Source organism: Paenibacillus solani (assembly GCF_050475945.1).
Classification (GTDB): Bacteria; Bacillota; Bacilli; order Paenibacillales; family Paenibacillaceae; genus Paenibacillus_AQ; species Paenibacillus_AQ solani_A.
The window spans coordinates 1-26,953 of sequence record NZ_JBCMXJ010000024.1; the positions used below are offsets into that span (position 1 = coordinate 1).

The 26,953-nt window shown below is 47.9% G+C and carries 19 protein-coding genes; 4 read left to right on the plus strand and 15 right to left on the minus strand.

All coding sequences use genetic code 11. The features are described from left to right. The 3 genes from ABEQ74_RS27425 to ABEQ74_RS27435 all read right to left on the minus strand — a co-directional run. On the minus strand, positions 1–834 hold an 834-nt coding region (locus ABEQ74_RS27425; RefSeq protein WP_430125367.1), incomplete at its 3' end, for a hypothetical protein. Between the two features lie 28 nt (positions 835–862). Continuing rightward, positions 863–2,176, minus strand: coding sequence for a hypothetical protein (locus tag ABEQ74_RS27430; RefSeq protein WP_430125368.1), 1,314 nt, complete (start codon positions 2,174–2,176; stop codon positions 863–865). Positions 2,177–2,266: 90 nt separating this feature from the next. Further along, positions 2,267–3,499, minus strand: coding sequence for a helix-turn-helix transcriptional regulator (locus ABEQ74_RS27435; RefSeq protein ID WP_430125369.1), 1,233 nt, complete (start codon positions 3,497–3,499; stop codon positions 2,267–2,269). A gap of 163 nt (positions 3,500–3,662) precedes the next feature. Between ABEQ74_RS27435 and ABEQ74_RS27440 the strand changes: the two genes are divergently transcribed. Both ABEQ74_RS27440 and ABEQ74_RS27445 read left to right on the plus strand, forming a co-directional pair. After that, positions 3,663–5,960, plus strand: coding sequence for a glycoside hydrolase family 2 TIM barrel-domain containing protein (locus tag ABEQ74_RS27440; protein ID WP_430125370.1), 2,298 nt, complete (start codon positions 3,663–3,665; stop codon positions 5,958–5,960). A gap of 23 nt (positions 5,961–5,983) precedes the next feature. Continuing rightward, positions 5,984–7,393: an MFS transporter gene (locus ABEQ74_RS27445; protein ID WP_430125371.1), complete on the plus strand. Its 1,410-nt coding sequence runs from the start codon at positions 5,984–5,986 to the stop codon at positions 7,391–7,393. 210 nt (positions 7,394–7,603) lie between these two features. Here the strand turns inward: ABEQ74_RS27445 and ABEQ74_RS27450 are convergent, their stop codons facing one another. The 12 genes from ABEQ74_RS27450 to ABEQ74_RS27505 form a co-directional block, all read right to left on the minus strand. Continuing rightward, positions 7,604–8,770: a DUF4317 domain-containing protein gene (locus ABEQ74_RS27450; protein ID WP_430125372.1), complete on the minus strand. Its 1,167-nt coding sequence runs from the start codon at positions 8,768–8,770 to the stop codon at positions 7,604–7,606. Between the two features lie 388 nt (positions 8,771–9,158). Further along, a complete protein-coding gene (locus ABEQ74_RS27455; protein WP_430125373.1) occupies positions 9,159–10,736 on the minus strand; it encodes an ROK family protein in 1,578 nt (525 codons plus the stop codon). Continuing rightward, positions 10,733–11,848 (minus strand): DUF917 domain-containing protein, encoded by a 1,116-nt coding sequence (locus tag ABEQ74_RS27460; protein ID WP_430125374.1) that lies wholly within the window; start codon positions 11,846–11,848, stop codon positions 10,733–10,735. The genes ABEQ74_RS27455 and ABEQ74_RS27460 overlap by 4 nt, the downstream gene beginning before the upstream one ends. 4 nt (positions 11,849–11,852) lie before the next feature. Continuing rightward, positions 11,853–13,142 (minus strand): cytosine permease, encoded by a 1,290-nt coding sequence (locus ABEQ74_RS27465; protein ID WP_430125375.1) that lies wholly within the window; start codon positions 13,140–13,142, stop codon positions 11,853–11,855. Positions 13,143–13,180: 38 nt separating this feature from the next. Further along, a complete protein-coding gene (locus ABEQ74_RS27470) occupies positions 13,181–13,762 on the minus strand; it encodes a TetR/AcrR family transcriptional regulator (protein WP_430125376.1) in 582 nt (193 codons plus the stop codon). Positions 13,763–13,975: 213 nt separating this feature from the next. Then, entirely contained in the window at positions 13,976–14,785 is an 810-nt protein-coding gene (locus ABEQ74_RS27475; protein ID WP_430125377.1) for an AAA family ATPase, read from the minus strand. A 13-nt stretch (positions 14,786–14,798) separates the two neighbouring features. Next, positions 14,799–18,173 (minus strand): HEAT repeat domain-containing protein, encoded by a 3,375-nt coding sequence (locus ABEQ74_RS27480; protein WP_430125378.1) that lies wholly within the window; start codon positions 18,171–18,173, stop codon positions 14,799–14,801. Positions 18,174–18,462: 289 nt separating this feature from the next. Further along, a complete protein-coding gene (locus ABEQ74_RS27485; RefSeq protein ID WP_430125379.1) occupies positions 18,463–19,623 on the minus strand; it encodes a cobalamin-independent methionine synthase II family protein in 1,161 nt (386 codons plus the stop codon). A 176-nt stretch (positions 19,624–19,799) separates the two neighbouring features. Continuing rightward, the gene (locus ABEQ74_RS27490) at positions 19,800–20,795 is read right to left on the minus strand and encodes a tRNA dihydrouridine synthase (RefSeq protein ID WP_430125380.1); all 996 of its coding nucleotides are present in this window, start codon (positions 20,793–20,795) and stop codon (positions 19,800–19,802) included. A gap of 232 nt (positions 20,796–21,027) precedes the next feature. Next, entirely contained in the window at positions 21,028–21,732 is a 705-nt protein-coding gene (locus ABEQ74_RS27495) for a demethylmenaquinone methyltransferase (RefSeq protein ID WP_430125381.1), read from the minus strand. Between the two features lie 60 nt (positions 21,733–21,792). After that, positions 21,793–22,359: an SF0329 family protein gene (locus ABEQ74_RS27500; protein ID WP_430125382.1), complete on the minus strand. Its 567-nt coding sequence runs from the start codon at positions 22,357–22,359 to the stop codon at positions 21,793–21,795. Positions 22,360–22,486: 127 nt separating this feature from the next. Continuing rightward, complete coding sequence (locus ABEQ74_RS27505; protein WP_430125383.1) at positions 22,487–23,746, minus strand: sugar efflux transporter; 1,260 nt, start codon at positions 23,744–23,746, stop codon at positions 22,487–22,489. Between the two features lie 197 nt (positions 23,747–23,943). Here ABEQ74_RS27505 and ABEQ74_RS27510 point away from each other — a divergent pair, with 197 nt between their 5' ends. Together ABEQ74_RS27510 and ABEQ74_RS27515 are read left to right on the plus strand one after the other, a co-directional pair. After that, complete coding sequence (locus ABEQ74_RS27510; protein ID WP_430125384.1) at positions 23,944–24,756, plus strand: hypothetical protein; 813 nt, start codon at positions 23,944–23,946, stop codon at positions 24,754–24,756. 93 nt (positions 24,757–24,849) lie between these two features. Continuing rightward, entirely contained in the window at positions 24,850–26,904 is a 2,055-nt protein-coding gene (locus ABEQ74_RS27515) for a hypothetical protein (protein ID WP_430125385.1), read from the plus strand. Positions 26,905–26,953 lie beyond the last annotated feature (49 nt).

Below are 26,953 nucleotides of genomic sequence, written 5' to 3' on the forward strand. Positions count from 1 at the left end.
TTCATTTTTCTCGACTACTACTTCGCTTCCTGCACCAGGCTGCTCTCCTTCCGGACTCCCTTCAACTTCGCTAGCATCTTCTTTACTCGCGGAACTGTGTTCGTCCAGAACCCCCGCATGCACCTTGTCGCCCAGTAGTGAATCGATCAGATCCAGCTCCACCACAGAGGAGGAAGCTTCATTTTTCTCGGCTACTACTTCGCTTCCTGCACCAGGCTGCTCTCCTTCCGGACTCCCTTCAACTTCGCTAGCATCTTCTTTACTCGCGGAACTGTGTTCGTCCAGAACCCCCGCATGCACCTTGTCGCCCAGTAGTGAATCGATCAGCTCCAGCTCCACCACAGAGGAGGAAGCTTCCGTCTTCTCGACTACTGCTTCGCTTCCTGTACCAGGCTGCTCTCCTTCCGGGGTACCCTCAGCTTCGCTGACGGTTTCCCCATTCGCAGAGCTATGCTCATCCAGAACTCCCGCATGCACCTTGTCGCCCAGCAGCGAATCGACTAGCTCCAGCTCCACCACAGAGGAGGAACCTTCGGTTTTCTCGACTATTGCTTCGCTTCCTGTACCAGGCTGCTCTCCTTCCGGGATACCCTCAGCTTCACTGACAGTTTCCTCATCCGCGGAGCTATGTTCATCTAGAACTCCAAGATGAAGCTCACCAAGGAGTGGAATATCCAGCCCTTGTGCTTCCACAAGAGACTGCTGTTCTGTCCAGATCTCGCTCGATATGCCGGACTGCTCAGCAGCATCCGCATGAGTCATGCCTAATTGAAGCGATACAGCAACAACAGAACCGAATACCAATGCTTTTCCCCATTTACCTGACCATTTCATTCTTCATCTCTCCTCGTTTAGTTTTGGCTTAAGCGGCTTCTAAACTGGAGAGATGTTGAGGTGGCGGAGAGGTGGGCTCACCCATCCACTGACTATTCATTGCATACAGGCTCCCTGGCCATGACAAGACATGGCTGCGCGATGCTTCCGAATTCCAGCCTGACATGACAGCCATAAACTGAAACAGTGTTCCTCCTGAACCCATACCGCCATTGCTGACGCTAACATTAGCAGGTCCTTGAGTAACTGCTGGAATTACACTGGATGCGATGATGTAATCGCTTTCAGATAGGGGTAAAGCTAGCGCATTAAGAGATAAGGCTGAGCTTGTGTTTCGCTCCACCGTCTTGTTGTCAGGGTTGTGTGACAACTCAGCTGCATCCTTCACCGTATCCTCGTGACGATATTCGATTACCTGAGGGCTAACCTTCTCACCTATCCACCTATTGGAGACTTGACCCTGTTCAAGATTTTGTCCGTCGATATCAGTCGGCTCGTTCGCTTGAGTGAGTTGAGCGTCTACTATTTTTTCCGTTGCTATTGGTTTCTCCACTACAGACTTCTCTGACTCTTCGGGAACCGCTACGGTATCCACAGGCTTAGGTCTGCCGATTTGTTCTGAAGGCTTTTCTACCTGTTCTTGCACCGCTGGAGTAGTAGAATCCTCTTCTTGTTGTTGCACCGCTGGAACAGAAGGCTTCTCTAATGGCATTTCAACAGGTTCCTTATGAGAATCTGTCGGCGGCTGGGATGGTTCCATACCTTCTTCTACATCGACAGGCTCCTCTTCCCCCGGTTTTGGCACAGGAACTGGGACAGGCACTGGCTTCTGTACATTTAACAGAGTACCTGCATCCTCCAAACTGTTCTTCACGGTTTCCAAACTTGCCTTCGTCGTCCCCTCTACCGTTTGGACAAGCTCATTTGTCGTCTTTTTAACGGTGCTCGTGCCCTTATCAACAACCTCATCCACGGTTTGGAGTGTCCGATCCAAGGTGTCCGTTGTGGTCTTTAATGTCTGGTCGATCCATACCTCCGGCTGGTCTGAAGAGGTCAGAATGGTTTTAACCGTTTCCCCGGTTCCCTTTAGTGTGTCCACGGTCAGATCCTCAACGGGAGACAGTGTTTGCTCTATGCCCTCTACACCCGTCTCAAGGGTTTGACCAAGGCCGGAAACTGTAGAATCTACAATGGAACCGACACCTTCGAGGGTATTTTTCAGCAGCCTTGGACGCTCTTTCTTGCTGGCAGGGGATGAATCTACTCCTGACGCAGATACGGGGCTGGCCATCATCACAATTCCCATAACCAAGCATGCCCATAATAAAATCCTGCTTTTCATTCCATCATTCACCCCCTCTCTTAGATGCATTACTATACATTTAACCGCCTGGATACTATAAAAACATCAATTCAGAAAATCATCGAATCTCTAAGCTTTTTTCGCGGCTTTAATATATTGGGATGGGGTGAGCGAAGTAACTTTTTTAAATACCCTTGAGAAATAATTGGCATCATTAAATCCAACCATGAACGCGATCTCCGTGATGCTGTATTTTCCTCTGCTTAAATAAAATTTTGCATTTTCGACCCGGAGATAATGGATATATTCGATCACATTCATATTGGTTTCCTCCTTGAACTTCCTGGAGAGAAGAGTTGGATTCACCTGGATAGTTTCAGCGATCTCTTCAAGCGTTAGGGGGTGGTCCAGATAAAATTGAATATAATCTACCGCTTTCTTTACGATGGAACTGTAGCTGCGGGTCGAATAGGTCTGAATCATCTCACAATATTCAGTCACCATTTGGACAAGCAATGAATTCCATTGCTGCAGAGAGGACACCCGTTCAATCAGAATTGAGTATTTCTCGGAAATATGATGAATAAATACGGGATGGAGTCCTCCTTTCTCAGTGGCAAATCTGCACAGCGTATTAAATACCAGCAGACTGTTTTTGACGGCGCGAATTGGTTGACCCGGAAAACGGTTCATGAATAGCTGAAGCGTCTCCTGTTCCTTATGGACCATACGGACCGCTTTTTTGTCCCCCTTCGAGATAAGATCCATCAACATCTTCTCCCCTTCATATCGCTCCTCAATGAAGTTATTACTTTCTACATGGATTTCCGTCCGGTCCACCGGAGGCGGTACCTTGGGCTGAAGTGCTATTTCATATGCCTGTACAGGTTCAAAATTGGACAAGCGGATCAACAGATCGCCCAGTGCATCCTTCTCTACCCCAGAGATGACGGGCAGCGACTCGTAGAATGTTCTTAAGGGTGTCTGCTGACCGATCGGCAGTTGATTACTGGCCATGAGAGAGCTCATGGAGTCTTCGGACGGAATACTCGACAGGAGAGGTCCAATGACAATGGAGCCGCAAAATTCCTGCCCTTCCCAGATCCCTGCCGCAATATACCCGAGATTATATGAATCCACATAGTGGATAAACCGATTTGAAGAATGCTCCTCAAGACTGCGGTTTATAACGGAAAAATCCTCATGGATAATATGCAGCACAGCGGGAACCTCATGACTGACATGCTGTACGAGCACCACACCATCTGGAGTGACGATACGCACATCCATCTTCGTGAGCGTATGGATCACGGAACCGATTTTTTGGAAATGTTCACGGAAATCTTCAAGAGTATGTTTCAAGTCAATCCTCCCCTCATCATTCAAAAAAATTTTAAAAATGTGCTAATCAAGAAAAAAACGTGCGATACCCAAGACCTTAGAACTACTATAATCCAATTAAAGCGCTTACACAAATACTTTTAACTCTCAAGTAAGTGCCTTATTAACCAGAGGGGGTCTTACTGTGCGAAAGATACTAAATCTTAACCAAGGCTGGACATTTCTAAAAGAAAATGACGAAAATGCCATTCAAGCTGCCTATCAGAATGAGAACTGCGAACCTGTCGATCTTCCTCATACCTGGAATGCCATTGACGGAGCGAACGGTTTTGAATATCACAAAGGGGCTTGCTGGTATAGAAAAGAGATCACCGTTGCTTCCTGTGAGCAAGGCAATAAAGTTTATATTGAATTCCAAGGGTCCAACAGTGTGACGGACGTTTACGTAAATACCAAACATGTCGGCCAGCATCGGGGAGGATACTCCACCTTCCGCTTTGATATTACGGAAGAGATCGAGTTTGGCAAAGCCAATACTCTCGCTGTGAAGGTAGATAACACGGTAGTTGACGATGTGTATCCTCAGATGGCCGACTTTACATTCTTTGGCGGGATTTATCGGGACGTGAATCTGGTGATCGCAAGTCCGGTCCATTTTGATTTATTGGATTACGGCTCGCAGGGCATTTATATCGTCCAGGATGAAGTCACGAAGGAACGGGCCAGTTTAACCATCAGAACAAAAATTACGAATGACCAGGACGAAGAGAAAAAAGTAAGACTATGGGTAGACCTCCTGGATCATCAAGGACAATCCGCTGCCTATGCGGCGCAAGAAGTGATTGTAGGAGCGGGTGAAACGATGGAAGTCGCAGTTCCTGCCGTGATTGAGCAGCCGGAGCTGTGGAACGGACGAAAAAATGCCTATCTCTACACAGCCAATGTAACCTTAACCAGCTTCAACGATACGATTGACGAGGTTTCGATTCCTTTCGGCGTGCGTTACTTCTCCGTCGATCCGGATCAAGGGTTCTTCTTGAACGGCGAGCATCTTCCACTGCACGGGGTTTCCAGACACCAGGACCGCAAAGACATGGGCTGGGCTATTACCAAAAAAGAACACAAAGAAGATATGGAGCTCATCAAAGAGATCGGTGCCACCTCGATCCGCTTGGCTCACTATCAGCATGATCAATATTTCTACGATCTGTGTGACCAAGAGGGCATGGTGATCTGGGCCGAGATACCGTTTATTTCGGTCATGTCAAAAAATGAACTCGAAGGGATCAATGCCAAGCAGCAGATGGTGGAACTGGTTCGTCAGAACTTCAACCATCCATCGATTATGTTCTGGGGCGTACAGAACGAAATCCAAATCGGCGGCGACAGACCGGAAGTTAGAAAATTGGTCAAAGAACTGAACGAGCTGACAAAACAGGAAGATCCAACTCGCCTCACCACGATGGCGAATGTCAGCTTCGTGGAAATGGATGATGAGTACAACTACATTACCGATACGGTCGGATATAACCACTACTTCGGCTGGTATGGAGGCAAACCGGAAGACTTCGCCGATTGGCTGGATCAGTATCATAAGCTGAACCCGGACGCCAAGCTTTGTATTTCCGAATATGGCGTAGAAGGAATCCTGCAATATCACACCAACGATCCAAAGGTGAAGGATTACACGGAAGAATACCATGCTCTTGTGCATGAAAAGGTTTGGAATATTTTTGCCAAGCGGCCTTTCCTCTGGGGGACTTATGTATGGAACATGTTCGACTTCGGCGCCAATATTCGCAATGAAGGCGGCGTGAAGGGTAGAAACAACAAAGGCCTGGTCACTTATGATCGCAAGATCAAAAAGGATGCCTTCTATCTATACAAAGCCAATTGGTCCGATGAGAAGTTCGTCCATATTACCAGCAAACGCTTCTATGATCGGCCGGATTCCGACATTAGTGTCAAAGTCTATTCCAACTGCGATGAAGTAACCCTGTATGTTAACGGTGCTGAAGTGGCAGCTACAGCTGGCGACAATCATGTCTTCCTGTTCGAGAATGTCAGCTTGCAGGACGGACTGAATGAGATCAAGGCCGTTACCGTACAAGACGGGTTGACCTATCAAGATGTCGCCCGCTTTAACAAAGTCGCTGAGCCAAACCTGAGCTATGAAGCTCCGGAAGAGAAAGGCGGCGTCGCTACCAACTGGTTTACGATGCCGGATGATGACGATGACATTGAAATCGAAGAACTCGTGATTACGTCTGATGTCTATTCGAGCCGTGATTCCATCGGAACGCTGATGGATAACGAACAAACTCGTGCCGTGCTGAAGAAGTACATGGGCAATCTGGAAGAGAATCCGATGTTCGACATGCTGAAGTCGCTCAAAATCGATATGATCGCTTCGCTCTCGGATGATTTTTCCGACAAGCTTCTGTACCGATTGAACAAAGAATTGATTCAGATTAAGAAGTAGAACCCAAGAAGGAGAGTGTAAATATGGCTAGCCCTGCTCTGAATAACGAGATGATGCAGCACACCCCGGTCAGCAAAGATCGTCCGTTCGGGTGGCGAGATAAATTTGGGTATCTGTTAGGCGATTTGGGGAATGACTTCTTCTTTATTCTCACCAGCTCCTTCTTAATGGTGTTCTACACGGATATTTTCCATATCAGTGCGGCCACGGTCGGCATACTGTTTCTGATCGCCCGCTTGTGGGATGCATTCGCGGATATGGCCTGGGGACGGTTCATCGATACGCGTAAAGCAACGCCAATTGGGAAGTTCAGACCGTGGATTCTAAGAATGTCCTTACCCCTCGTAGTTTCAGGTGTGTTAATGTTCGTCTCCATTCCAGGCATGTCGGACGGTTTCTATCTTGCCTGGGCATTCGTAACGTACATCGTATGGGGAACCTTGTATAGCACAGTGAATATCCCTTACGGCTCTATGGCTTCCGTGATTACTGAAGACCCTGTCGAACGCACGACCTTATCCACTTGGAGAACCATGGGTGCCATGTTAGCGGGCCTCGTCATTGGTGTTATCGGTCCTATGATCGTGTTCGTCGATAATAAAATTTCCGCCGATCGCATGTTTATGGCCGCTATTGTATTCGGAGTTATTGCTATCTGCTGTTATATCGGATGCTACAAACTGTCCAAAGAGCGGATCATTGCGCCGGAAGTTACAACAGAGAAGGTTAAACTTAGCCGTACCATGAAAAGCTTGGTCAAGAATAAACCTTTGATTTCGATTCTGTCAGCATCGTTAATCCTGCTGGTATGCACGATGCTCTCCAGTGCGGTAAACACGTATCTGTTCAAAGATTATTTTGGTAACACCGGAGCGCTTAGCATCGTGGGCTTGGTGCAGATTGCAGCTACGTTCCTTGCGATCCCGTTAGCGAAGCCGCTGGTTGCCCGGTTTGGTAAGAAGGAAATTGCTTCAATGGGTATGCTGATTGCATCCCTGTCGTACTTCATTATCTTTCTTATGCCGGCTCCTTCGGTAACGCAGTTCATCTTGATGTCCGGGCTTGGAATGTTCGGTATGGGCTTTATGTCCATCGTAACATGGGCGTTCGTTACCGATGTTATCGATTATCATGAATTCTTATCCGGTATGCGCGAGGATGCCACCGTGTATGCGCTATATTCCATGGCGAGAAAAATCGGTCAAGCTATTGCCGGAGGGATCGGCGGCTTTGCCATCGCAGCGGTCGGATATAACTCAGCGATAGAGAAGCAGACGGATGCAACGCTGCACGGCATCTTCTCTCTGGGAACCTTGGTACCCGCCCTGATCTATCTTGCGGTATTCCTCATCCTGGTATTCTTCTATCCGTTGAACAAACAACGCACCAACCAGCTGGCTGCTGACTTATCTGCAAGAAGAAATGCACAATGATATAAATGTAAAAAGGGCTATCCCAAGTCATTATCAATGACTTTAAGGATAGCCCTTAAGTTTTCAGCAATCCATGCGAATTGGCAGTCTCTCTTGCCGAGCTTTCTTGCCAACCACAGCGGCAATCCACCACATGGGGATCCATCACATAGTTCTGAAACCAATCCGTGGGCTGACCGCCACTCCGACAACCAGCAGCAACCAAAGAGCCTATAAGTTCTCTGTAGCGAGGGTAAATCCTTCAATTACCGCATCTTCGTCGACCTCGATCATGATGCATCTTCTTCCTTGATAATTCACCTGTTTCACATACTTCAGATCTTGGGGACTGACCGAAATCGTAGCAACTTTCGTATTAATCTTAATGGATTTCGACGTAAACTTCGGCATGACGCTGTTAGCCTTCAGTTCATAATTCTTATCGTCGATAATCGTCTCAAATGCTCGTTCTACTTTTTCTGCTGTCACATTCTCTACACCGCTTACCGTCAGCACTTGCTCCAAATCTTTATAATCCAGCTTCGGAGGCTCTTCCTCCTCCTGGTTGGTTTCAATGATCTGATGTATTTCCTCATACACATGCCCGATCGTTGTCGCGTCGAGCTGTTCACCCGCCACTTCCCGCACGATGTCCTCGAAGATGGCTCGTTCCTCAAGTGCCGTCATGTTTCTTTCGGCAGTCAAGACCTGCTCAATGAAATACTGATTTGGATCATTCGATTTCCCCGTACAATATAGAATCCGGTTCACGTCGGAATAATTGTCCGTCACACTCGGATAAAAGAACCCTTGCTCGGGGGTACTGAGCTTGATGATCGGATCGACAATAATATTGTACTTATACTCTCTCTCTACATAGTCAAACAGGAGAGCCTTCCGCTGCTTCTCCGTAGAATTCACACTGCATAGAATGAACGGATGTCCGAATACTTCGTCTTTCCCGGTCTCCTCGGCTTCCTCATTTCTTGCCTTCGTTGGCCGATAGTACTGTCCGCGTACGAACGTAACGACCGTATCCCGTTCATAATTGGTTTCTGCCATCATTTTTTCCACTAACAGCAGCATCAGGTCCTGCCATTCCTCCGGATCTCCGGTCAACAAAGCTTGGTGCAGCAGCACCTGTGAAGGATCTTGCGCTTCCTTCTGAAACTTTAGCTCAAACAGCTTATGATCCAATTCACCAGTCAGCAGCTTTTTGAAATTGCCCATGTAAAGCTCCTGCTTCTCCCGGTCCACTAACTCAAAGGGATGCCGCTCCCAGTGATAAATCTCGTTCGTTTCCTTCATAATGTACACGTTAAGAATATCGTAGATATTCATCAAATCGTTATCCAGCTTAAATTGCTTGCGTATATGTGCGACTTCTTTTTTGTTCATATCGGATTCGGCTGCTCCTTAGATATATTCTGGCTTATTTAGTATAAAATATTTGAACGTAAATTTGTTAGCTAGTTTTGCGTCTTGCAGTGCTGTTGTCAAGGATTAATTCTCCTGTGCACCTGGTACTCTATTGTGGCATATTTGGATACCCGAGTCGAGTCCATACCCTTGGTTAGCGCTCTAAGATTTCAGCTGCTCTCTATCTAAGATTGCCATAAAACGAAATAAAAAATGGCGGTACGGAATTGATCCGTACCGCCATTGTTCATGTTTATTTGGTCTCGCTCCCTACACTGCCGAGCACCGATTTACGAATGCTGATTGGCTATACCCACACATCTCATGTGGTCTAACTGCTGCCTTAGCGAGGCGCATGCCTTGCGTGTTACAGCTTGCCGGCAGCTTTCACTTTCACAAGCAGTGCATTGCCCGGCAAATATGCAATCGGAATGTCCTCGACGGACACAATCTGTACGGTCTCCGGATTCGCGCCAGCTGCAGTTGCCTCGTTCATGGCACTCTCCTTCGCATCGCGGATGACGTCGTCATAACTCCAGTCATCCAGCGAATAGATCCGCTCCGACTCGCCGCTAACCTCTCCCAGCGCTGCGCCGATCGCGTTCGCCGCATCATAGTTGTCCGGCCGGATGATTCGGCTTGCCCCTGCTAGCGTCTCCGGTACCAGCAAACTGCCACCACCAACCAGAATGACATCGACTGGGTCGGCACTCGTTTTCATCCGGTCAATGGCATCCTCCAGACTCTGCTGCATGACGGCATCAGCCTTACCACATACAGCTTCGTCCACTGTATCCGCGTTTGTGCCCGGCCATACGGCACGTCCCAGCTTCACCGCTACGTCCGTCGTCGTCAGCGTATCCCCGCCAAAGATGAGGCCCCGTGTCATCAACTCGTAACCCACACTGTCCGGACCAACCGTTACGCTGCCTGCATCGTCCAGCCGAACGATCGTGCCGCCCCCGAGACCAATGGACAGAATGTCCGGCATCCGAAAATTCGTGCGAATGCCGCCGATCTCCACCGCTGCCGAAGACTGGCGCGGGAAGCCTTGCACGAGCACGCCGACATCCGTTGTCGTGCCGCCGATATCGACGACCAGCGCGTCACTCAGCCCGGACAAATGCGCCGCGCCCCGAATCGAATTCGTCGGTCCGCACGCAATCGTCAGAATCGGGTAGCGGAGTGCATATTCGCTCTTCATCAACGTACCGTCATTCTGGCAAATGTACAGCTGTGCATGGATGCCAAAGCCATCCAGCGCTTCCTTAAAGCCGCGCACCACCCCTGCAATAACTTGCAGCAGCGCCGCGTTCAGCACGGAGGCATTCTCCCGCTCGAGCAGTCCGATGCTGCCAATCTCGCTGGAGTAAGTAACCGGCATGTCCGAACCTAACACTTCGCGCACGATCTCTCCAACCCGCTTCTCCTGCTCACGGTTCACCGGAGCAAATACCCCGCACACGGCTACCGCGTCGACTTCTCCGCTCATCCGGCGGCACAGTTCGGCGATCTCCTTTTCATCCAGATTCGCAATCGTGCGGCCGTCATACTCATAACCGCCAGAGGCGATATAGCTATGCGGTCCAACTGCAGCACGCAGCGATGGGTCCCAGCCGGCCAGCGGCGGAACCGCCGTCGTCGCCGGAGCGCCGATACGAATCAGGCCAACCCGGCCAAGATGCTTGCGCTCCACGATCGCATTGGTGCAATGTGTGGTGCCGAGCATCGCATAGCGAATGTCTGAGCCATTTACGCCGCTTTCCTGCAGCAGCAGGCGAACAGCCTCCACAATGCCTTCGTTCACATCAGTCGTCGTGTGTACCTTCACCTTATGCACACAGCGCAAGTTGGAATCCAGCAGGGCAGCGTCCGTATTCGTACCCCCCACGTCAATACCGATGCGGTAAATTTGGTTTTGGTTTGCTGTAGTAACCTCGGTCATTTCGCCGCACCTCCCTTCGAAGCCAACGTCTCGATCGGCACATAATCAAAGTCATAACCGAAATATCTCGGCCCGGCCGTCTCAATGCCTACTGGCGTGCGCCATTTGTCATCGCATGGTAAACCTGCTACCGTCACCCGAGCGCCATACTTCAAGTTCTCCGTCGTCACTGGCATACCTGTATCCTGATCCAACAGCGTAATAAGATCAGGTGTAATAGCGAGTGGTTGATCATCAACAGTGGCGAGCAGGAATTCATTCTGGAAAAACAGTCGCAATGATTTCCCCTTGTTCTCGCCGGTACCTTCAAATACCGCTTCGCCGCGCGTAAAACCTCCATCCATGCGTCGACGGATATCTACGGCCTTGCCATGGAAAAGTGCATAGCCGCTTAGCTTCGTGAGCAGCTCACGCACAGGATTCAGCTTCTGCTTCTTCGCTTCGAACAGCGTCCGCCCGATCTCATAGGCCAGCGTCAGCGTGCCGCCGATCGCGCTCTGCTTCACCTGCGCGCCGGATACCGGATAATCGCAGATGGAAGCAGAACCCCCCATCTCCACCGTCAGCGCGCGCGCCATCCGTTCTTCCCACACACCATCAATCGTATGCATCAGCGCACTGTTGCCGCGCTCATCCGCCATCGCCACTGGGCTGCACGGAATGCCTTCCAGATGGAACGTCACCATCTGCGATTCGGGAAACGCACGCCCCATCGCATCGGCATCGACGAGCGGAATTCCACGCTGTGCCGCCGCAATGACCGGAACGAGCGAGTTGCCGCCGCCGACCTCGATTGGCATAACAGCATCCACCTTGCGGCCAAGTTCTCTCTCCATCAGATCAAGCGGTTTGGTCAGCTGGTCTGCTGAAGGGATTTTCTCCAGCATTACCGTCGGTGCTCCGATCATTGATACCGGCACGATAAGCCCTTCATCATCAAGCTCTTCGAGCTGAGCGATTCGAACCGGGCCAAACTTGCGGATCGCCTCCATTGCCATCAATTTTCCGACATGAGGATCTCCACCGCCGCCCGTGCCAAGCACCGCAGCTCCTATCGCGATATACTCAATTGCCTGTTCATCCAACTCTGTTAATCTGGTTGCCTTGTTCATGCTTTCATCCCTTCTTTACTACCCATTTGCCTATGATTGCTTGTACGATAAATGCCACCAAGAAGCTGTCCAGCGCCGGAACCTGCGTCACCTGGAACCATCCGAGCCCATCTGGGGCCAGCGTTGTCATGAATCCGAAGAACGTCGCGATGACCCATACGACGATGGAGCGTGGAATCCAGCTCCGATTGCTGTCCAGCCCGTCAAACGAAAATCTATTTTTGTTCACCAACAAATACTCAGCCGTATAAATGCCGCCCAGCGGTGCGACAAGCATCGTAATGTACGTCAGGAACGTCATGAAACGGTCATAAATACCAAAGCAAGCAAGTGCCGTCGCAATTAAACCTGCAATAATTGTGATTACGGATTTAGGCACCCGTTTGAATACAACGGAGAAACCCAGCCCTGCGGAATATAAATTGTTCGTATTAGTCGTCCATTGTGCCAGTGTCAGCACGATAATCGCCGGAATACCGAGTCCGAGCGTCAGAAGAATGCCTGTCAGATCATCGGAATCCATCGAGCGTGACAAGAAGATTGCAATAATTGTCATGAAGCTGTTGCCGACAAAAAAACCGATAAATGCTGCGGTAACCGCGTGTCTTGGCGTTTTAGCCCAGCGTGCGATGTCAGGGGACAGCGCCGTTCCTAAGATAAAGATACCGATGACCAGCGAAATCGCCGTCCCCATTGGAACTGCCTCACCCTCGAACGGTAACCAGACGTTGCTTCCGCCTTCCCCATTAAGCGCCATAACTAGCGCGATAATAATAAACACAACGAGCAGCGGTACTGACCAGACGCTTAATTTTTCAATCGCCCTGTAGCCCCAGATCGCCGTGGACATCATGAGGATTCCGCCAATGATCGACAGTACCCAGAGTGACCAATGCCAACCCCATAACTCGTTTAACGCTGTCTGGAAGTTGGAAGCGAAGAAGCCAACCTGAACGCCGAACCAGCCCAGCGATGAAATGCCGAGAATGACCGAGACGATGAGCGCCCCTTTGTTCCCAAACAGAAACCGGCTGATCATGGCCGTCGACAGGCCCGTTTTGGCTCCCACATATGCGCAGACAGCCCCGATAACACCTAATATGGCTGAACCGACAACGACCGCCGTAAGCGAGTCGCCGATACTCATGCCCGCGCCGAGCTCTGCACCCAGAAACATCGCGGACAAGTCAATGCCAATCGCAATCCAGACAAATGCCATTGAGAGCCATGATTTCCGCAAATGCTGGGGTACGGGCTCCCGTTCGTAATCTTCTATTTTTGTATCGTTGCTCATGTTCCACCCTCTGCTTTCTGTACAATCTTGTTGATTGCCTAAGCTTCGACGGACCTCCAGAACATCTCAAAGGCATGTTTCAGTTTCCGTTCGAACAGCTCCGGCGATTTATAGTAGTAATATTGCGTGCCCAGTCCATCCATCAAGGTGAGATACGAATCCACCAGCATCTCCAGCGGGACTTTGGCCAATTCACCGCGATCCAAACCTTCCTGCATAATCTCGCTGATAATGCTGCTGAGCAATGTATCAAAACGACCAAACGCCTCCTGCATCCGTTCCAGCAAGAAATCCGGCGGGAAAATTAAATACCGGAAGGCAAATACAGCAAGCTCCCGCTTGTCCCGGTGGAAATCGTATTGGCGATGCAGCAGCGCATGCAGTTTTTTCTCCGTGCTCATTCCTTTGCTGGTTTCTGCCATCGCTTGGATATATTCGTTATAGGCACTCATCGATTCTTCGAAGACCGTCATGAACAGATCTTCCTTGCTCTCGAAAAAGGCATAGATTGCCGGTGTTTTGACGCCGACCTCCTTCGCAATTTCCGATAATGCCGTACCGTCGTAGCCCTTCTGTCCGAATAAGCTCAGCGCAGCCTCTTTCAGCTTTGTTCTGGTCATATTCATCCCCTTTTCGTCATTTAATTAACGTTAATTAAGTAGATTATACAACTATTTGCATAAAAATCAATCAGTTTTATGACTCTGACTATCTGCCTTCGCATCTTTATACGTTCGCCATTTAAGCAGGACGATGTACTAAGGGGTATATCCCCATACCAAAAAGAGATATCCTTACTTGAAGGATACCTCTTCTGGGAGCTCGAAACCCGTTCATTCAAACAATCTGTGATGCTTATGAAAAAACCGGTAAAAGAACTGTACATTGTCCAGCTCAAACCATTCCGCCGTTTGCAAAATCTTGGCATCGAGATTGTAGATCTTCGCATGAAGCGTACCCAGAACAAAGGGAGAATGCGTAGCAATAATAAACTGACTGTCAAAATAACGCGCCAGATCATTCATCTGCTCGGCCAGCTTGATTTGATTCGCCGGAGAAAGCGACGTTTCCGGTTCATCCAGTAAATACAGTTTACCGGGAAGCAAATATTCCTCAAAAAACTGCATCGAGCTTTCTCCGTTCGAATACTTCTCCTGAGCGAATTGTATGATGTCCATCTTCTTTTTGAACTCATACGACTGCTCCAGCTTTTCTACCTCTTCCTTGCTCTTTCCCTGTACGAGCTGCTCATGCAGCAGCCCTTCGCGAAGCACGCTTTCCTGCTGTATTTTCTTGATTTCATATAACAGATCCTCTGACTTGATGTACCGGCTCCCATCGGGAAGCTTATAGAAGGGACGCCCCTGTTCATCATGCCCGAGTTGGTAGCTGCTTTCCTCGATAAACCGCCGTGCATAGGCGTTAGAGCCATAGCTTGTCATTCGCTCAGCCCCCGCGATTCCCAATTTGTTGGCGATCAGATTCAGCAAGCTGGATTTGCCGGAGCCGTTACTGCCGTATAATACCGTGATTCGATCAAACAACAGAACCTCCCCTGCAATATGTCTGAACACATGATCAGGATATATATTCGGGTTGCTTGAAATGGTAGAAGAGAGTTTGAAGTTACTTAAATAGTTCATCGTTTCGTTCACCTCATTCAAGCACCGTCCAAATATCCAGTGCCGCCAGACGAATCGCCTCATGCTCATGATTCCGATACGCTCTTAACCGCTTCGTACAAGCCTGATTCCACAATAATGAAGCTCCTGCAACCTTCAGCAGAGAAAGCCCAATATACTGGCCCGCAAACAGCTGCCCCTCTCTCAAATGGTCCACCAGTTCCAGAATAACCTCCGGGCTCCAATACGCCTGACTGCTATTTGCTGCCTGAGCGATCTGCCTGTAGGCGTAATCCAACAGATGTGGATGCTTTTCCACTATTTGAATCATAGGGTCCAAATGCAGGGCAGCCTGCACCGCTTGGTTCCATTCAACCATCGCTAGATATAATTTGATCACGGCTGGCTTCAGGGTTTCCTCGGATTTAAGAGCATCGATTATGCCCGTATATAAAGGAGTAAGCACCCGCCTTGCATTGGAAGGCAATGAGGTCAGCTTGTCAATCAATGAAAGCAGACGCTGCCGCTGCGGAAGATCTCTCTCGGGGGCAGCATTCCATTCCGACTTCGTCTCCATGTCAGCCAATTGTGTGCAAACGCTGATGACCCGATCGTTCACCTTCCCGTCGCGGCATGCAACCATGAGCGTGTCCATCGCCGCCTTCCATCTGGCGTTGTCCTCCATATCAAGAATCGTTCTGCTGGCGGAAGCCGCCACCTTTTCCTCACTTCCATTCACCCATCGGCTCATGGCTTGGAAAGCCTCTCTTGCCACAACGGGATCGGCATGTACTGCAATCTTGATAATCAATTGCAAATACCTTGGCCTAACCTCCACGGGGAGTTCCCCGGCATACTGGTTAAGCAGACTTCTTGCGATATCGCGCTGGGAAGAAGCTGCCATGGCACGCATCATCGTCCAGCTGCGTTCATCTTCAAGATACTGCCTGGCAGCATGGCCTATAGCGATCATCACGTCTTTGTGTACATTCGGTTTCTCGAATTCACGGAGAAGAAGCGCCATATTCTCACTGCTTTTATAAGCCCCAAGCAGCCGGATGGCCTCTTTTCTGACCGTGATTTTCAATTTTTCCCGATTGAGCAGGTCCGACAGCATGGACGTCAACAATACAGGACTCACTCTACGCATGCATCTTGGGATCGAGTACATGGCGACCCGAGCACGGTCCCCATCCAGGTTGTCCAATAATACAGGCAGTGCCCTCTCCGGCTCTTCCCATAACGAATAGGCATAGAGTGCAGCCTCGACGACATGCACTTCCTGAACTTGCAGCAGGACCTCCAGTTGATCGGAAAGATAATCCGGCATGACGGCCAGGCTCCGCATCGCTGTCGCACGTTCATGGAAGCTGCGTTTGGCATCCAAGGCCACCTGTTCCAAGAGGGAAGCCAGTGCCTTTTGCTGGCGTGGCAGCCACCGGTGAAACCCATTATGGGCGGGCACAACATAAATCGTTTTTCCCGATAAATGCTTGCCTTTGATAATTTTCCCCGAGATGAACGGGTCCAGCCACTCCTGGCGTTTCAGATGCAGATGCATAAATACGTCGTGGAATGAGATGAAGGATGGGTCTCTGTCCAGCAGTTCTCTAACCCTCTCATCCCGGGTTTTATACGGTGCCAGCCAATAATGGACCGCCTGCGGCGATACCGTTTTGGCCTTCAGCAGCTCCTCCAGCAGAAGCTGAAGCTTCGGCAGCCGATCCACAGCTTTCCCGAACAAATCCGCCATACGCAGGACCACACTTGTGTTTTCGCGCTTGTTCGCTTCTACACCAAAGGCATAAACCTCATCAAACAACGCTTCCAGTGCAGAGCTTGGTATGCTATCCCAATCCATAGAGAAGAGTGCAAAGTGCCCATCACGCATCGTTAATCTTCCAAACGTTCTCAAAGCGAATTTGAACAGCTCGCCCTTCGACTCCAATGCATGTTCACGCAATATAGCAAAAGCCAGCTTCTCTGTGGCCGACCTTGTCCCGTACGAAGTGTCCCTGGCTTCCACCACGCTATCCACCAGTACAGTCAGATCATTCACATGCTCTTCCTTAAACATGGGAGCAGGACAGTTTGAGAGCTCGGCCATAACAGCCCAGCGCACTGGATCCTGGTCGTTCTTAATTCGAGTTAGGAAGCGCAGCGTCTCATCCATTCCGCTGCGGGAAAGCGCAGTACTCCGAACGAGGTGGGCATAGGCCGCAGCGCGTTCATCGCTATTACTCACCTGGACGGCTTGCTCCAGCTTCTCCCTTGCGTTAACAATTAACCGGCGTGCCGTTGTTTCGAGTTTGTTATCCCTATGATCACGAATATCGCGAAGCTCCAGCATGCGGGCAGCTTCCTTGTCACGCAGTCGGTACGGTAATACATCTAGCAGCGTCATCGGGAATATGCGTGTCTTCCGCTCGTCTTCCTTATAAGCGGCATCAAACATCGCTTCACGACTAGAGGGTGCAAGAGTATCCAGAACCTTGGCTAGATGTACAGGCTTATCTGCGAGTAGTGCAGCCAGCGTGGTCCACTGCGCGGTGGTAAACCATTTTCTCTTCTTCAACACGCCTGCCGGAACGCCATGATTCAACAGATATTCCCGTGTCTCCTCGCGTGTCAGCAGCTCGAATACGGCTTCAGGGCAAGCCTGAATCAGAATGCCCAATTGCTGTTTGAGTACTGGATGAATCATATCCGTTGGCCCAAGCTTAAGCGCACATTCCAGCACAATTGCCGGTCTTGAAACACTCAGTACCTCAATTGCGGAAGAGAGTGTCCACCATACGCTGACCTTTTCCTGATGTGTTGCGTTCTGCAAAGCATTCTTGAAATACGCTGCAACCAGATCAGGATAATGCTTTGTTAAGAGCCGCCAATTGCGTAAAGCATACCCTAGCTCCGGGAGCCTACTGCTTACTGTCTCTTCACTGCACACGGCCAATAATAAAGAGGCTTCATTTGCTCCCCACTGGGTAAGCACGAGTGGCAGTAACCGTTCCGCCCAATCCTGACGAGTTGTATTCACAATGCTCCGCAGCAATTGGTGGCGGCAGTGATACGACATCAGAGCAATTTCGGATTCAATCGAAAAGTCCGGATCTGTCACCACTTCTGGCAGTAATCCAGCCGCCCGCCCCCTGACTCCTGCCTTAGAATGCTTTAGAGCAAGCAAAACCGCACGAGCATCTTTCACTACACCCGCACCAGTCAATGCCAAATGTGCCTCATAAGCAGTACCGCTTTCGAGCAAGGATACAAGCAGCGCGGAATAATCCGCATCCCCTGCATGCACGCGTCCCAAAAGCGCCATCCGCTTCATCCTGTCCGAATAACCAAGCGAATCCAGCTCTATGAGCAATCGCTCTTTATTCATCAAATCATGGTTATATGTCATCATTCCCTCTCCCCTTATCTTTATATAAACGATCAAAGTTTCTCATGACCGTTGTTGCGCAAGCTCTCTTGGAATCATATAACTTCTTCATAAGGAAAGGCTTCTCCTCTCCGATGGGACATTTTAGACCGACTCAGCTTGGGGAATGGTCCTTTTCATACTGGTTGAGTTCTGGTTCGGAGCTCCTGCGATTGATCAGCAGATAATCTTGCATACAAAAAGAGATGACTCGTGGGGCCATTAGCGTCCCTTTGAGTCATCCCTTTTTTAGCTCAATGATGTTTATCCGATTTTAGTTATTCCAGTATTGCTTGGCAATCTTTTGACCCTGATCGATTTTTGCCCATTGCTCGGCTTCGCTCAGCTCGTTACCACCATCACAGGAAGCAAATCCGCATTGATGCGAGAGCAGCAGACGATCCTTATCAAGGATTTTGGATGCTTCGTCAAGCAGACGAATGACGCGCGCTTCATCATCAAGTGTATTGGTTTTGGAAGATAGCAAGCCCAGCACAATCTCCGTTTCCGGTCTGTCTTTGAAAACCTCCAGTGCTTCAATCGAGCCCGCACGATCATCATCCCACTCCAGGAAGAAACGATCATATTTCAACTGCTTCAGGAACAGGTTGGCGATTTTCGCATAAGATCCACCGCCCATGTTGCGGGAATCGTAGTTCCCCCGGCAGTTATGTGTCCACATTTTCAAGCCTAGGCTGTGACCAAAGTCAATCACGGTATTGTTAATATCAATAAATTCGGTGGCGAGCCCCTGTACTTCTTCTTGATTAATATTCTCCCCTGTAAACGGCGAGTTCGGGTTGTCATCGGCGAATAGCTCCCATAAGCAATCATCGAACTGCAGAATCTTGCCGCCTGCCGCAGCGAATTCTTCAACGAATTCCTTATACGCGCTTATCAGGCCCTGTTTGAGTTCCTGTAAATTCTGATAAACATTATCTGTGCCGCCAATGTTATTCGACCAGGAAAGTTCACCGAAGATATGGGAAGGAGACGGAACGCAAAGCTTCGTTTGATGATCCCCAGCCGTATCTTGAAGCTGTTTGTACAATTGTATAAAGTGATGATTCTTCCCGCTCAGCTTGCCAGTAATGCGCAGGCCGATATCCTTACGAGTTTCGTATTTCGATGTTCCGTCCACATCCCTGAAAAAGTAGCCATGATCCGCGATATAACGCTCGACTCCATCAAAGCCCCATACAAAATCCAGATGCCACATCGATTTGGAGAATTCGCCGTCCGTTACAACCGACAGGTTATGCTCAATTTCCTTTTTGACAACCTGTTTGATCGCCTCTGTCTCACACTCGGCATACCCTTCGAAGTTTTCATAGAACGGATACTGGATATCATCCCGATGTTCAATTTGCGTTTTATATTTCAGCAGCTCTTCGGGCCGCAACAAACTTCCTACGATCTGGAACTTATCAGTCATGTAAATAACCCCCTCGTTGTATACGATGATCATATCACGACGAGCAGGATTAGAAGGCATACCAAAAGATCATAGCTAGTTATAGCTAAAAGCTATAGCAAGAACGACGGCTGAGTTTTTCCAAAAAGAAAAGACACAGCCAAATCGGCCATGTCTTCCAATAATATTATTGACTGTCATTTAAATTTTCCGTGTCCTTCTACCTCATCATGATCCTTGCTGCCAAAATCATCAAGCATCGCACGCACTTCACTTGTTGACTTTGAATTCATTAAGTTATTTCTCAGTTCGCTTGCCCCTCTAAACCCTTTGACATAAATCTTGAAAAAGCGATGAAGAGCTTTGAAGGAACGTGGCTCAAGTGCTGAGTATTGATCATAGAGATCCAGATGAAGCCGCAGCAGATCTAGCAATTCCTCACTGCTGTGTTCCTTCGGCTCTTTCTCAAAAGCAAATGGATTATGAAAAATACCACGCCCAATCATAATGCCATCCACACCATATTGTTCAGCAAGCTTCAGGCCGGTCTGACGGTCAGGGATATCTCCGTTAATGGTCAGCAGTGTATTTGGCGCCACCTCATCACGAAGCTTCTTAATCTCCGGAATCAGTTCCCAGTGGGCGTCGACTTTACTCATTTCATCTCTTGTCCGCAGATGAATGGACAGATTCTCAATGTCTTGCTTCAAAATATGGGTTAACCAGCCGCGCCATTCGTCTACGCGACTAAAACCGAGTCTTGTTTTTACACTGACGGGCAGTCCCCCGGCTTTTGCTGCCTGGATAATATCGGCTGCAATATCGGGACGGCAGATCAGGCCGCTTCCCTTCCCATTCTCAGCTACATTCGCTACAGGACAACCCATATTAATATCGATGCCTTTAAATCCTTCCTTTGCCATGCCGATACTCATTTGACGAAAATACTCTGGCTTATCTCCCCAGATATGGGCTACCATGGGCTGTTCATCCTCTGTAAAAGTCAAACGTCCGCGTACACTGTGGTTCCCATCCGGGTGACAATAGCTCTCTGAATTCGCAAACTCCGTAAAAAACACATCCGGTCTGGCCGCTTCACTTACGACATGGCGAAACACAACATCCGTCACATCTTCCATGGGCGCCAGTATAAAAAAAGGCCGCGGTAAATCACGCCAAAAATTATCTGTCATATCCAATACCCCTCTATACATACCAGGACAAATTTTTATCCCGAAATAGTAAGTCCAACCTGTTCTTGATCTTGTTCATGCTCTTGCTTTTTCTTCACTTATAGCATATTTAAGCAATGTATATCAAACAGCAGTATATGTTAATCGTAGACACTTTAATGAATATATCATATTCCAGAGAGGTGCATACTCCCAATAAAAAAAGAGGGGCGTGGCCCCTCCTTGCTATTATTTATTTTATCGCCATATGCATTGCCGCGACACCGCCACTATAGCTTTTTACATCTACTTTGGAGAATCCCGCTTCCAAAAACATTTGTTTGAGCACATTTTTATCGGGGAAATGACGGGCTGATTCTTGTAACCATGAGTATTCATCATAACTTTTGGCAATGAACTTTCCAAGCAAGGGCATGATATAGCGAACATAAAAGAGGGAAGCTTGTCTATAACCGATTAATGTGGGTTGGGATGTTTCTAAACAAACGGCTTGTCCGCCTGGTTTAGTTACTCGATACATCTCCCGCAACACAGTTGAATAATCGGGTACATTTCTTAAACCAAAACCAATGGTTACATAATCAAATGAATCATTTTCAAAAGGAAGCTCCATGGCATTTCCCTGGATAAGGGTAAGCTGCTTTAAAGCTTGTTGTTCTTGCTTATCTTGTGCAATTTTGAGCATGTTTTGACTAAAATCTAATCCAATGACTTCTCCATGCGTTCCCACAGCATTTGCTAATGCGATCGCCCAGTCCCCGGTTCCAGTGCACACATCAAGAGCTTTACTTCCTTCTTTCACATTCATCCGTTTCATAACATCATGGCGCCATGCGATATGTCTCCTAAAAGTGATGACCGAGTTCATCGAGTCGTATTGATCCGATATCTTTTCAAATACCTGATGAACTCTTTCCGACTTTGTTTGTTCAGACATGAAATTCCCTCTCTTCCCCAGGTGCAATATTATTCTTTCAACAAAATATATTTATTCTCATCATGTACTGCGCCGCAGTTCATAAAAATACTGCACAATCGGATGCTTTAACTTCATTTTCTCAGCCATGTTTAAAATCCGCTTCTTGCCAACTCGTCTGTCCACCAAAGCAAGAATATTCAATAAGATATCATCGCTCTCGATGCTTTCTTCTATAGAAGTAGATAAGAACTTATTCGCTGTAGCGACAAAATTGGATTTACTTAATGCAGCCTGTGCTGACAAAAGCTCCTTTGCGAGTACTGAAACTTTTCTATTTCTTGCAATTACGTTTAGACGATCCTCTGGAACGCTCCCTTTGGTTTCCTTTCTGACGGCTTCCAATTCATCATCGCTGATCGGAATTTGGATATTGGAATCATTCTTAATTTCCAGCTCTGTCTGATACCATCTGATTGAGCTGGTTTTATCACTCATATTGAGTACGTTCTTTTTATCTACCGAAATATAACAAAGCCCTGCTTTATCAGGTAAATAACGATAGCCGGTTGCGCGGTATTCAACTCTTCCAACTAACGCAGGACTAAGAAAACTCTCCAGCTGTTGCTTCAATTTGCTCCAGGACATGGTTCCTCCTATGTTTTTCAAACCCTAAAGGGGCGCGGTATCATTCTGTACATCTTATTCAGTATGAATAATCCCCGGCTAAAAAACAACCCAGACATGTCCCGCATATGTAATGGAATCACAAGTGTTATGCACTCATAGTCGAACCGGATTTGAATTGGAATCGCTTGGCTCTTACTAAAGCGAAGAGCATGATCATAGCGACAAAAGTAAAGATTGTACACCATAGATAGACGTTACGGTACCCGAATGCATCTGATAGCAAACCGAATAACAGGAAACCTAGCAGAGAGCCGATTTTTCCCGTGTTGGAATAGAGAGTCATGGCAGTACCGGGCATACTCGGTATGAAGTCCTGGAAGTAAGTAATCGCAATGCCGCTTGTGATAGAAATATATGCGGCACTAAGCACCTGGATAAGGAAAATATGCCAAACGTCCGTAGCGAAAAAGGTAGCGAAGAAGTATGCAAAAGCAAGCAATGAGCCTAGCCGAATCAGATTATCACTCTTGACCCGCAATGCTAACACCCCAAATCCAAGCATAAACGGAATTTCGAATATCGGTGGAATGCTGAACACGACACCAACATCCTTCTCTTGACCGTTCAATACTTTCGTAACGAATTGGGCCATATTTAACGAGCTGATCGTGTTCGCTGTTGAAATGAGGGTAAAGGCGATCAAGTTAACAAAAATAAAAGGTTGGAAGATGACTTTCCGCAGAGGGGTCGATGCTTGAGGTGGTTTTGGCTGCGCGGCGATCTCTGCCTTGGATGTCTTTTTGAGTGAGATCAGAACGATGCCTACAACGATGATATAACAGGATGCTGCAACGAGAAACATCCCTTTGAAACCGAAATACAGCAGGACATAAGCCGCAATGGCTGGGCCTACGGTCCAAGACAGGGCAAACAGGACACGCAGAATGTTCATATATAACGGAATCTCATTGGCAGGAAGCTTAGACTTTACTAGTACCTCGCGTCCGTAAGCAAAAATTTGCGAAAATGTAGAAGAGGATATACCTAAGAAAGTAGAAGAGATCACAAGAAGCACATAATAGTCACGGGAATAAGCATAACCGATATACCCGATCGCGCCAGCAATCGCACAGAGAATAAGAATCATCTTACGATCAGACACACGATCAGACAACTTGCCGATATAGGTGCTAAAGCCGACACCACAGAGCGTGGACACCATCATGAATAGACCAAACTCCGTATTGCTCATGCCGACTTCATCAATCCCGAACATCGAGCTGAAAGGCAGTACAAATGAGTACGCGATCCCAAGAAAAACATTCAACAACAAAATGATAGGAAAACCATCAATGCCCATTACCGATTTCGTTCGATTTCTAACCGCAGCAAAAAAATTATCCATTATAATCCTTACCCCACCCATTTTTTCTATGTATCCCATATATTTGAATCCATAAATTTTACAATACTAAATAGATACTCGTAAAGAATATTTTCCCAATAAATGCGACAACAAAGACCATAAATCGTATACAATAATAGTAAATTAGAACCACTATACATACATTTGATAGGACCTTATGAAAAGGAGTACTAAGAATGGAAGATCATTTACCTTATAAGTCAAAATATTCTAAGTTTGACCGTGTCATTTTAACACTCGCCTTCATCTTGTATCCCGTCGGTCTCTTGATGACATTATTCCGTGTACTTACGACCCACGTTCACCACTCTCGCAAGGGAAGAAATCATCGACTGATTGGATGGGTTTGGGTTTATGCTTATATTTTAATCATGGGATTATTTATTTTAGCTTTTGACCTAGACAACCCTGAGGATGTTCAACTTTACTGGGATTCTGCCTGGCTATATGGAGTAATACTTCTCATTCCAGCTGTCTCTTTTTTCATATTGGGCAGCCATGCAGATAGCAAATTCAGCCTATTACTGCACCAATATTACCACCTTGTTATGAAGAGAAGGATCAGAGAGATTGATCATATCGCCGTAGAAACGAAACAATCTCCCAATCACGTCATTCGAGACTTGGATTTTATGATCACAGAGCATATGCTTCCCTTCGGCCGAATTCAAAATGGCATCCTCGAACTTGAGTCCGAAGAGTATCATGAAGCCTATGATGATGATTATGATGATGATTATGATGAAGAATATGTAGACGAATATGGTGATGAAGAATACGAACACGAAGAATATGAATACGATGATGAGGAGTATGAAGACGAAGAATATGAGTATGTTGATGAGGAATATGCAGATGAATACGATGAAAGCGAGGATCGGGGAGGCGGACCTAGATCCATAGAATGCCCGAGCTGCGGAGCCAAGACCGTTGTGTATGCTGACGTTGAGAGGGAATGTGATTATTGTGGTAACGTGATTAGCGCGTAAAATCAAGATACTTTCAAAATCATTTCAGGGCGGCTTGGGCACGGAATCATTACTTTCATTTACTTCATATCATTTTAGAATTGGAGAAACGTTATGGGGAAACTTGGCGAAGCACTTTCCGTTGAGCGAACACGTCTGTTCGTAGGAAGGGATAAAGAACTCCGCTTCATGAAGAATTGGTTAGCCCGGCAGGATGCCCCCACTGAGGTGCTTTTTATTTCCGGCATGGGTGGGATTGGAAAATCCGCGCTGATGCTCCAATTTCTAAACATGGCGCAATTGGAAGGAGTAAACTCGATTTGGCTGGATGGTCGGGTTTGCATGGACTCGCCAGCCGGATTCTTAGAATCGTTAAAAGCCTTTCTTGTTCATCATCCACTTGTTAAAGCTTCGCAAAACGAATCCATTGAGGATATCATCACCGAGATGGCCAGCGGTAAAATGCTTCTGTGTATCGATAACTATGAATACATTCACAAAATAGAAGGATGGTTCAGAGAAGCGTTCCTTCCGGGATTATCCGCAAGCGGGCTGCTTGTCGTTCTGGCATCCAGACAAGACCTATCCTTCTATTGGCAGATTGATCTGGCATGGCAAAATAGAATCAGGCATGTCAAGCTTGGGCCCCTCACGCGAGGAGAGGCGCGGAATTACTTTTCTCAAAGAGGGTTGGAACAAGAGAGTGAGATGGAGCGTCTCATCGGCGATTCACAAGGACTGCCGCTCGCCATGGCGCTATTTGTTGAGCATCTGCTATTCCCTAGGTCGGAATCAGCCGCTTCAGCTTTGCCAATCTCTATGCGGGTCAGCGCGGAAATGCTGCGTGAAATCGCTTCACCCGAATTGAGAGAGGTACTGGAATTGTTATGTATTTTGCCGTATGCGGATCCGAAGTGGCTGAGCTGGCTACTCGGAACCCCAATAACCATGATGGATCTTGGGCGGCTTACTGAGTGCTCGTTTATTCGTCCGACGGCGGGAGGTCTGGCACTGCATGATGTGGCACGCACCTTTTTAATCGAGGATCTTCTGCAACGTGAACCTGTACGCTTTCAGGCACTGAGAATAAAGATTATGGAAGGATTGACGAAAGAACTCAAGCAAGCGGTTGGACAAGAAAAAAGGCGGATTGCTTCCGTCATGCTATCGACCTGCCGGGATATTTTTCATCTGAATTCCATCTCGATCTTTTCTCCCAACCTGAATCTCATGGAAATGCAGCCGTTTCGTAACCATGATCTGCCCCACCTGCATCAAATCATAACGGAAGATGTCGCGTATTCCATCTCTTCAGAGATCGATCATGCCCTTTTAAACGCTTTGGCAGAGAAGTTTCCGGAGAGCATTCATGTGTTCCGCTCCGCTGAAGGGGTACCGTTGACATTTACGGCAGGCGTCCTGCTCTATAAGGAAACCATTTCTCTGTTGGATCAATTTATACCAGGCGTATTAGACGATGTTTTTCCAAAAGAGATCAAGTATATGCGGCATTTGCCAATTGAGCAAGCGGATACCTATTATCAGTTACTCACAGGCGTGTCTACTCGTAAAAGTGATTATACTTTTCATGAATTGGTCGGTACGATCGTTTCAGACTCGATCATTCACTATACGGCGGGGCTTCGTCACGTCATCCTTACCACTTATGAGCAGACCAACGAAATGCTTGGAAATCTCGGTTTTCAATTGAGACCGCTTCCAGGCAGAACGAGCGAACACCCCCTCTATGGCGCACTCATTCATACGCGTGATTTGCGCGGGTCAGATGTTGGCGATCATATCCTGGACCTGGTTAAAATTCCTTTAGGCAGCGGAAAAGCAGAAACGTCTTATGATCTTACGGAAAAAGAGATGATAATGGCACTGACACTGATGGATAACCCCGCTGCCCTGGAACAAACGGATCTGGCACGCAAGTTATCGTGCAGTGGAACCGAATTACAGCAAAAACTTCAAAGTGTTTTTTCTTATCATCCCCCTTTTCCACTTACCAAGAAAGATCAAGCCTTGCTGAAGATTCTCGCAGAAACTCCACTGCTAACCGCGGAAGCGGCGGCTGAGCAGCTGTTTATAAGTCGTGCCACATACTACCGGGCCCGAAGAACGGCGATTCAAAACCTTATAGACATGATAAAGGCTGCGATGTAATCGCGAAAAAAAGAAGCGGGACTGTACCCGCTTCTTTACTGTATACGCC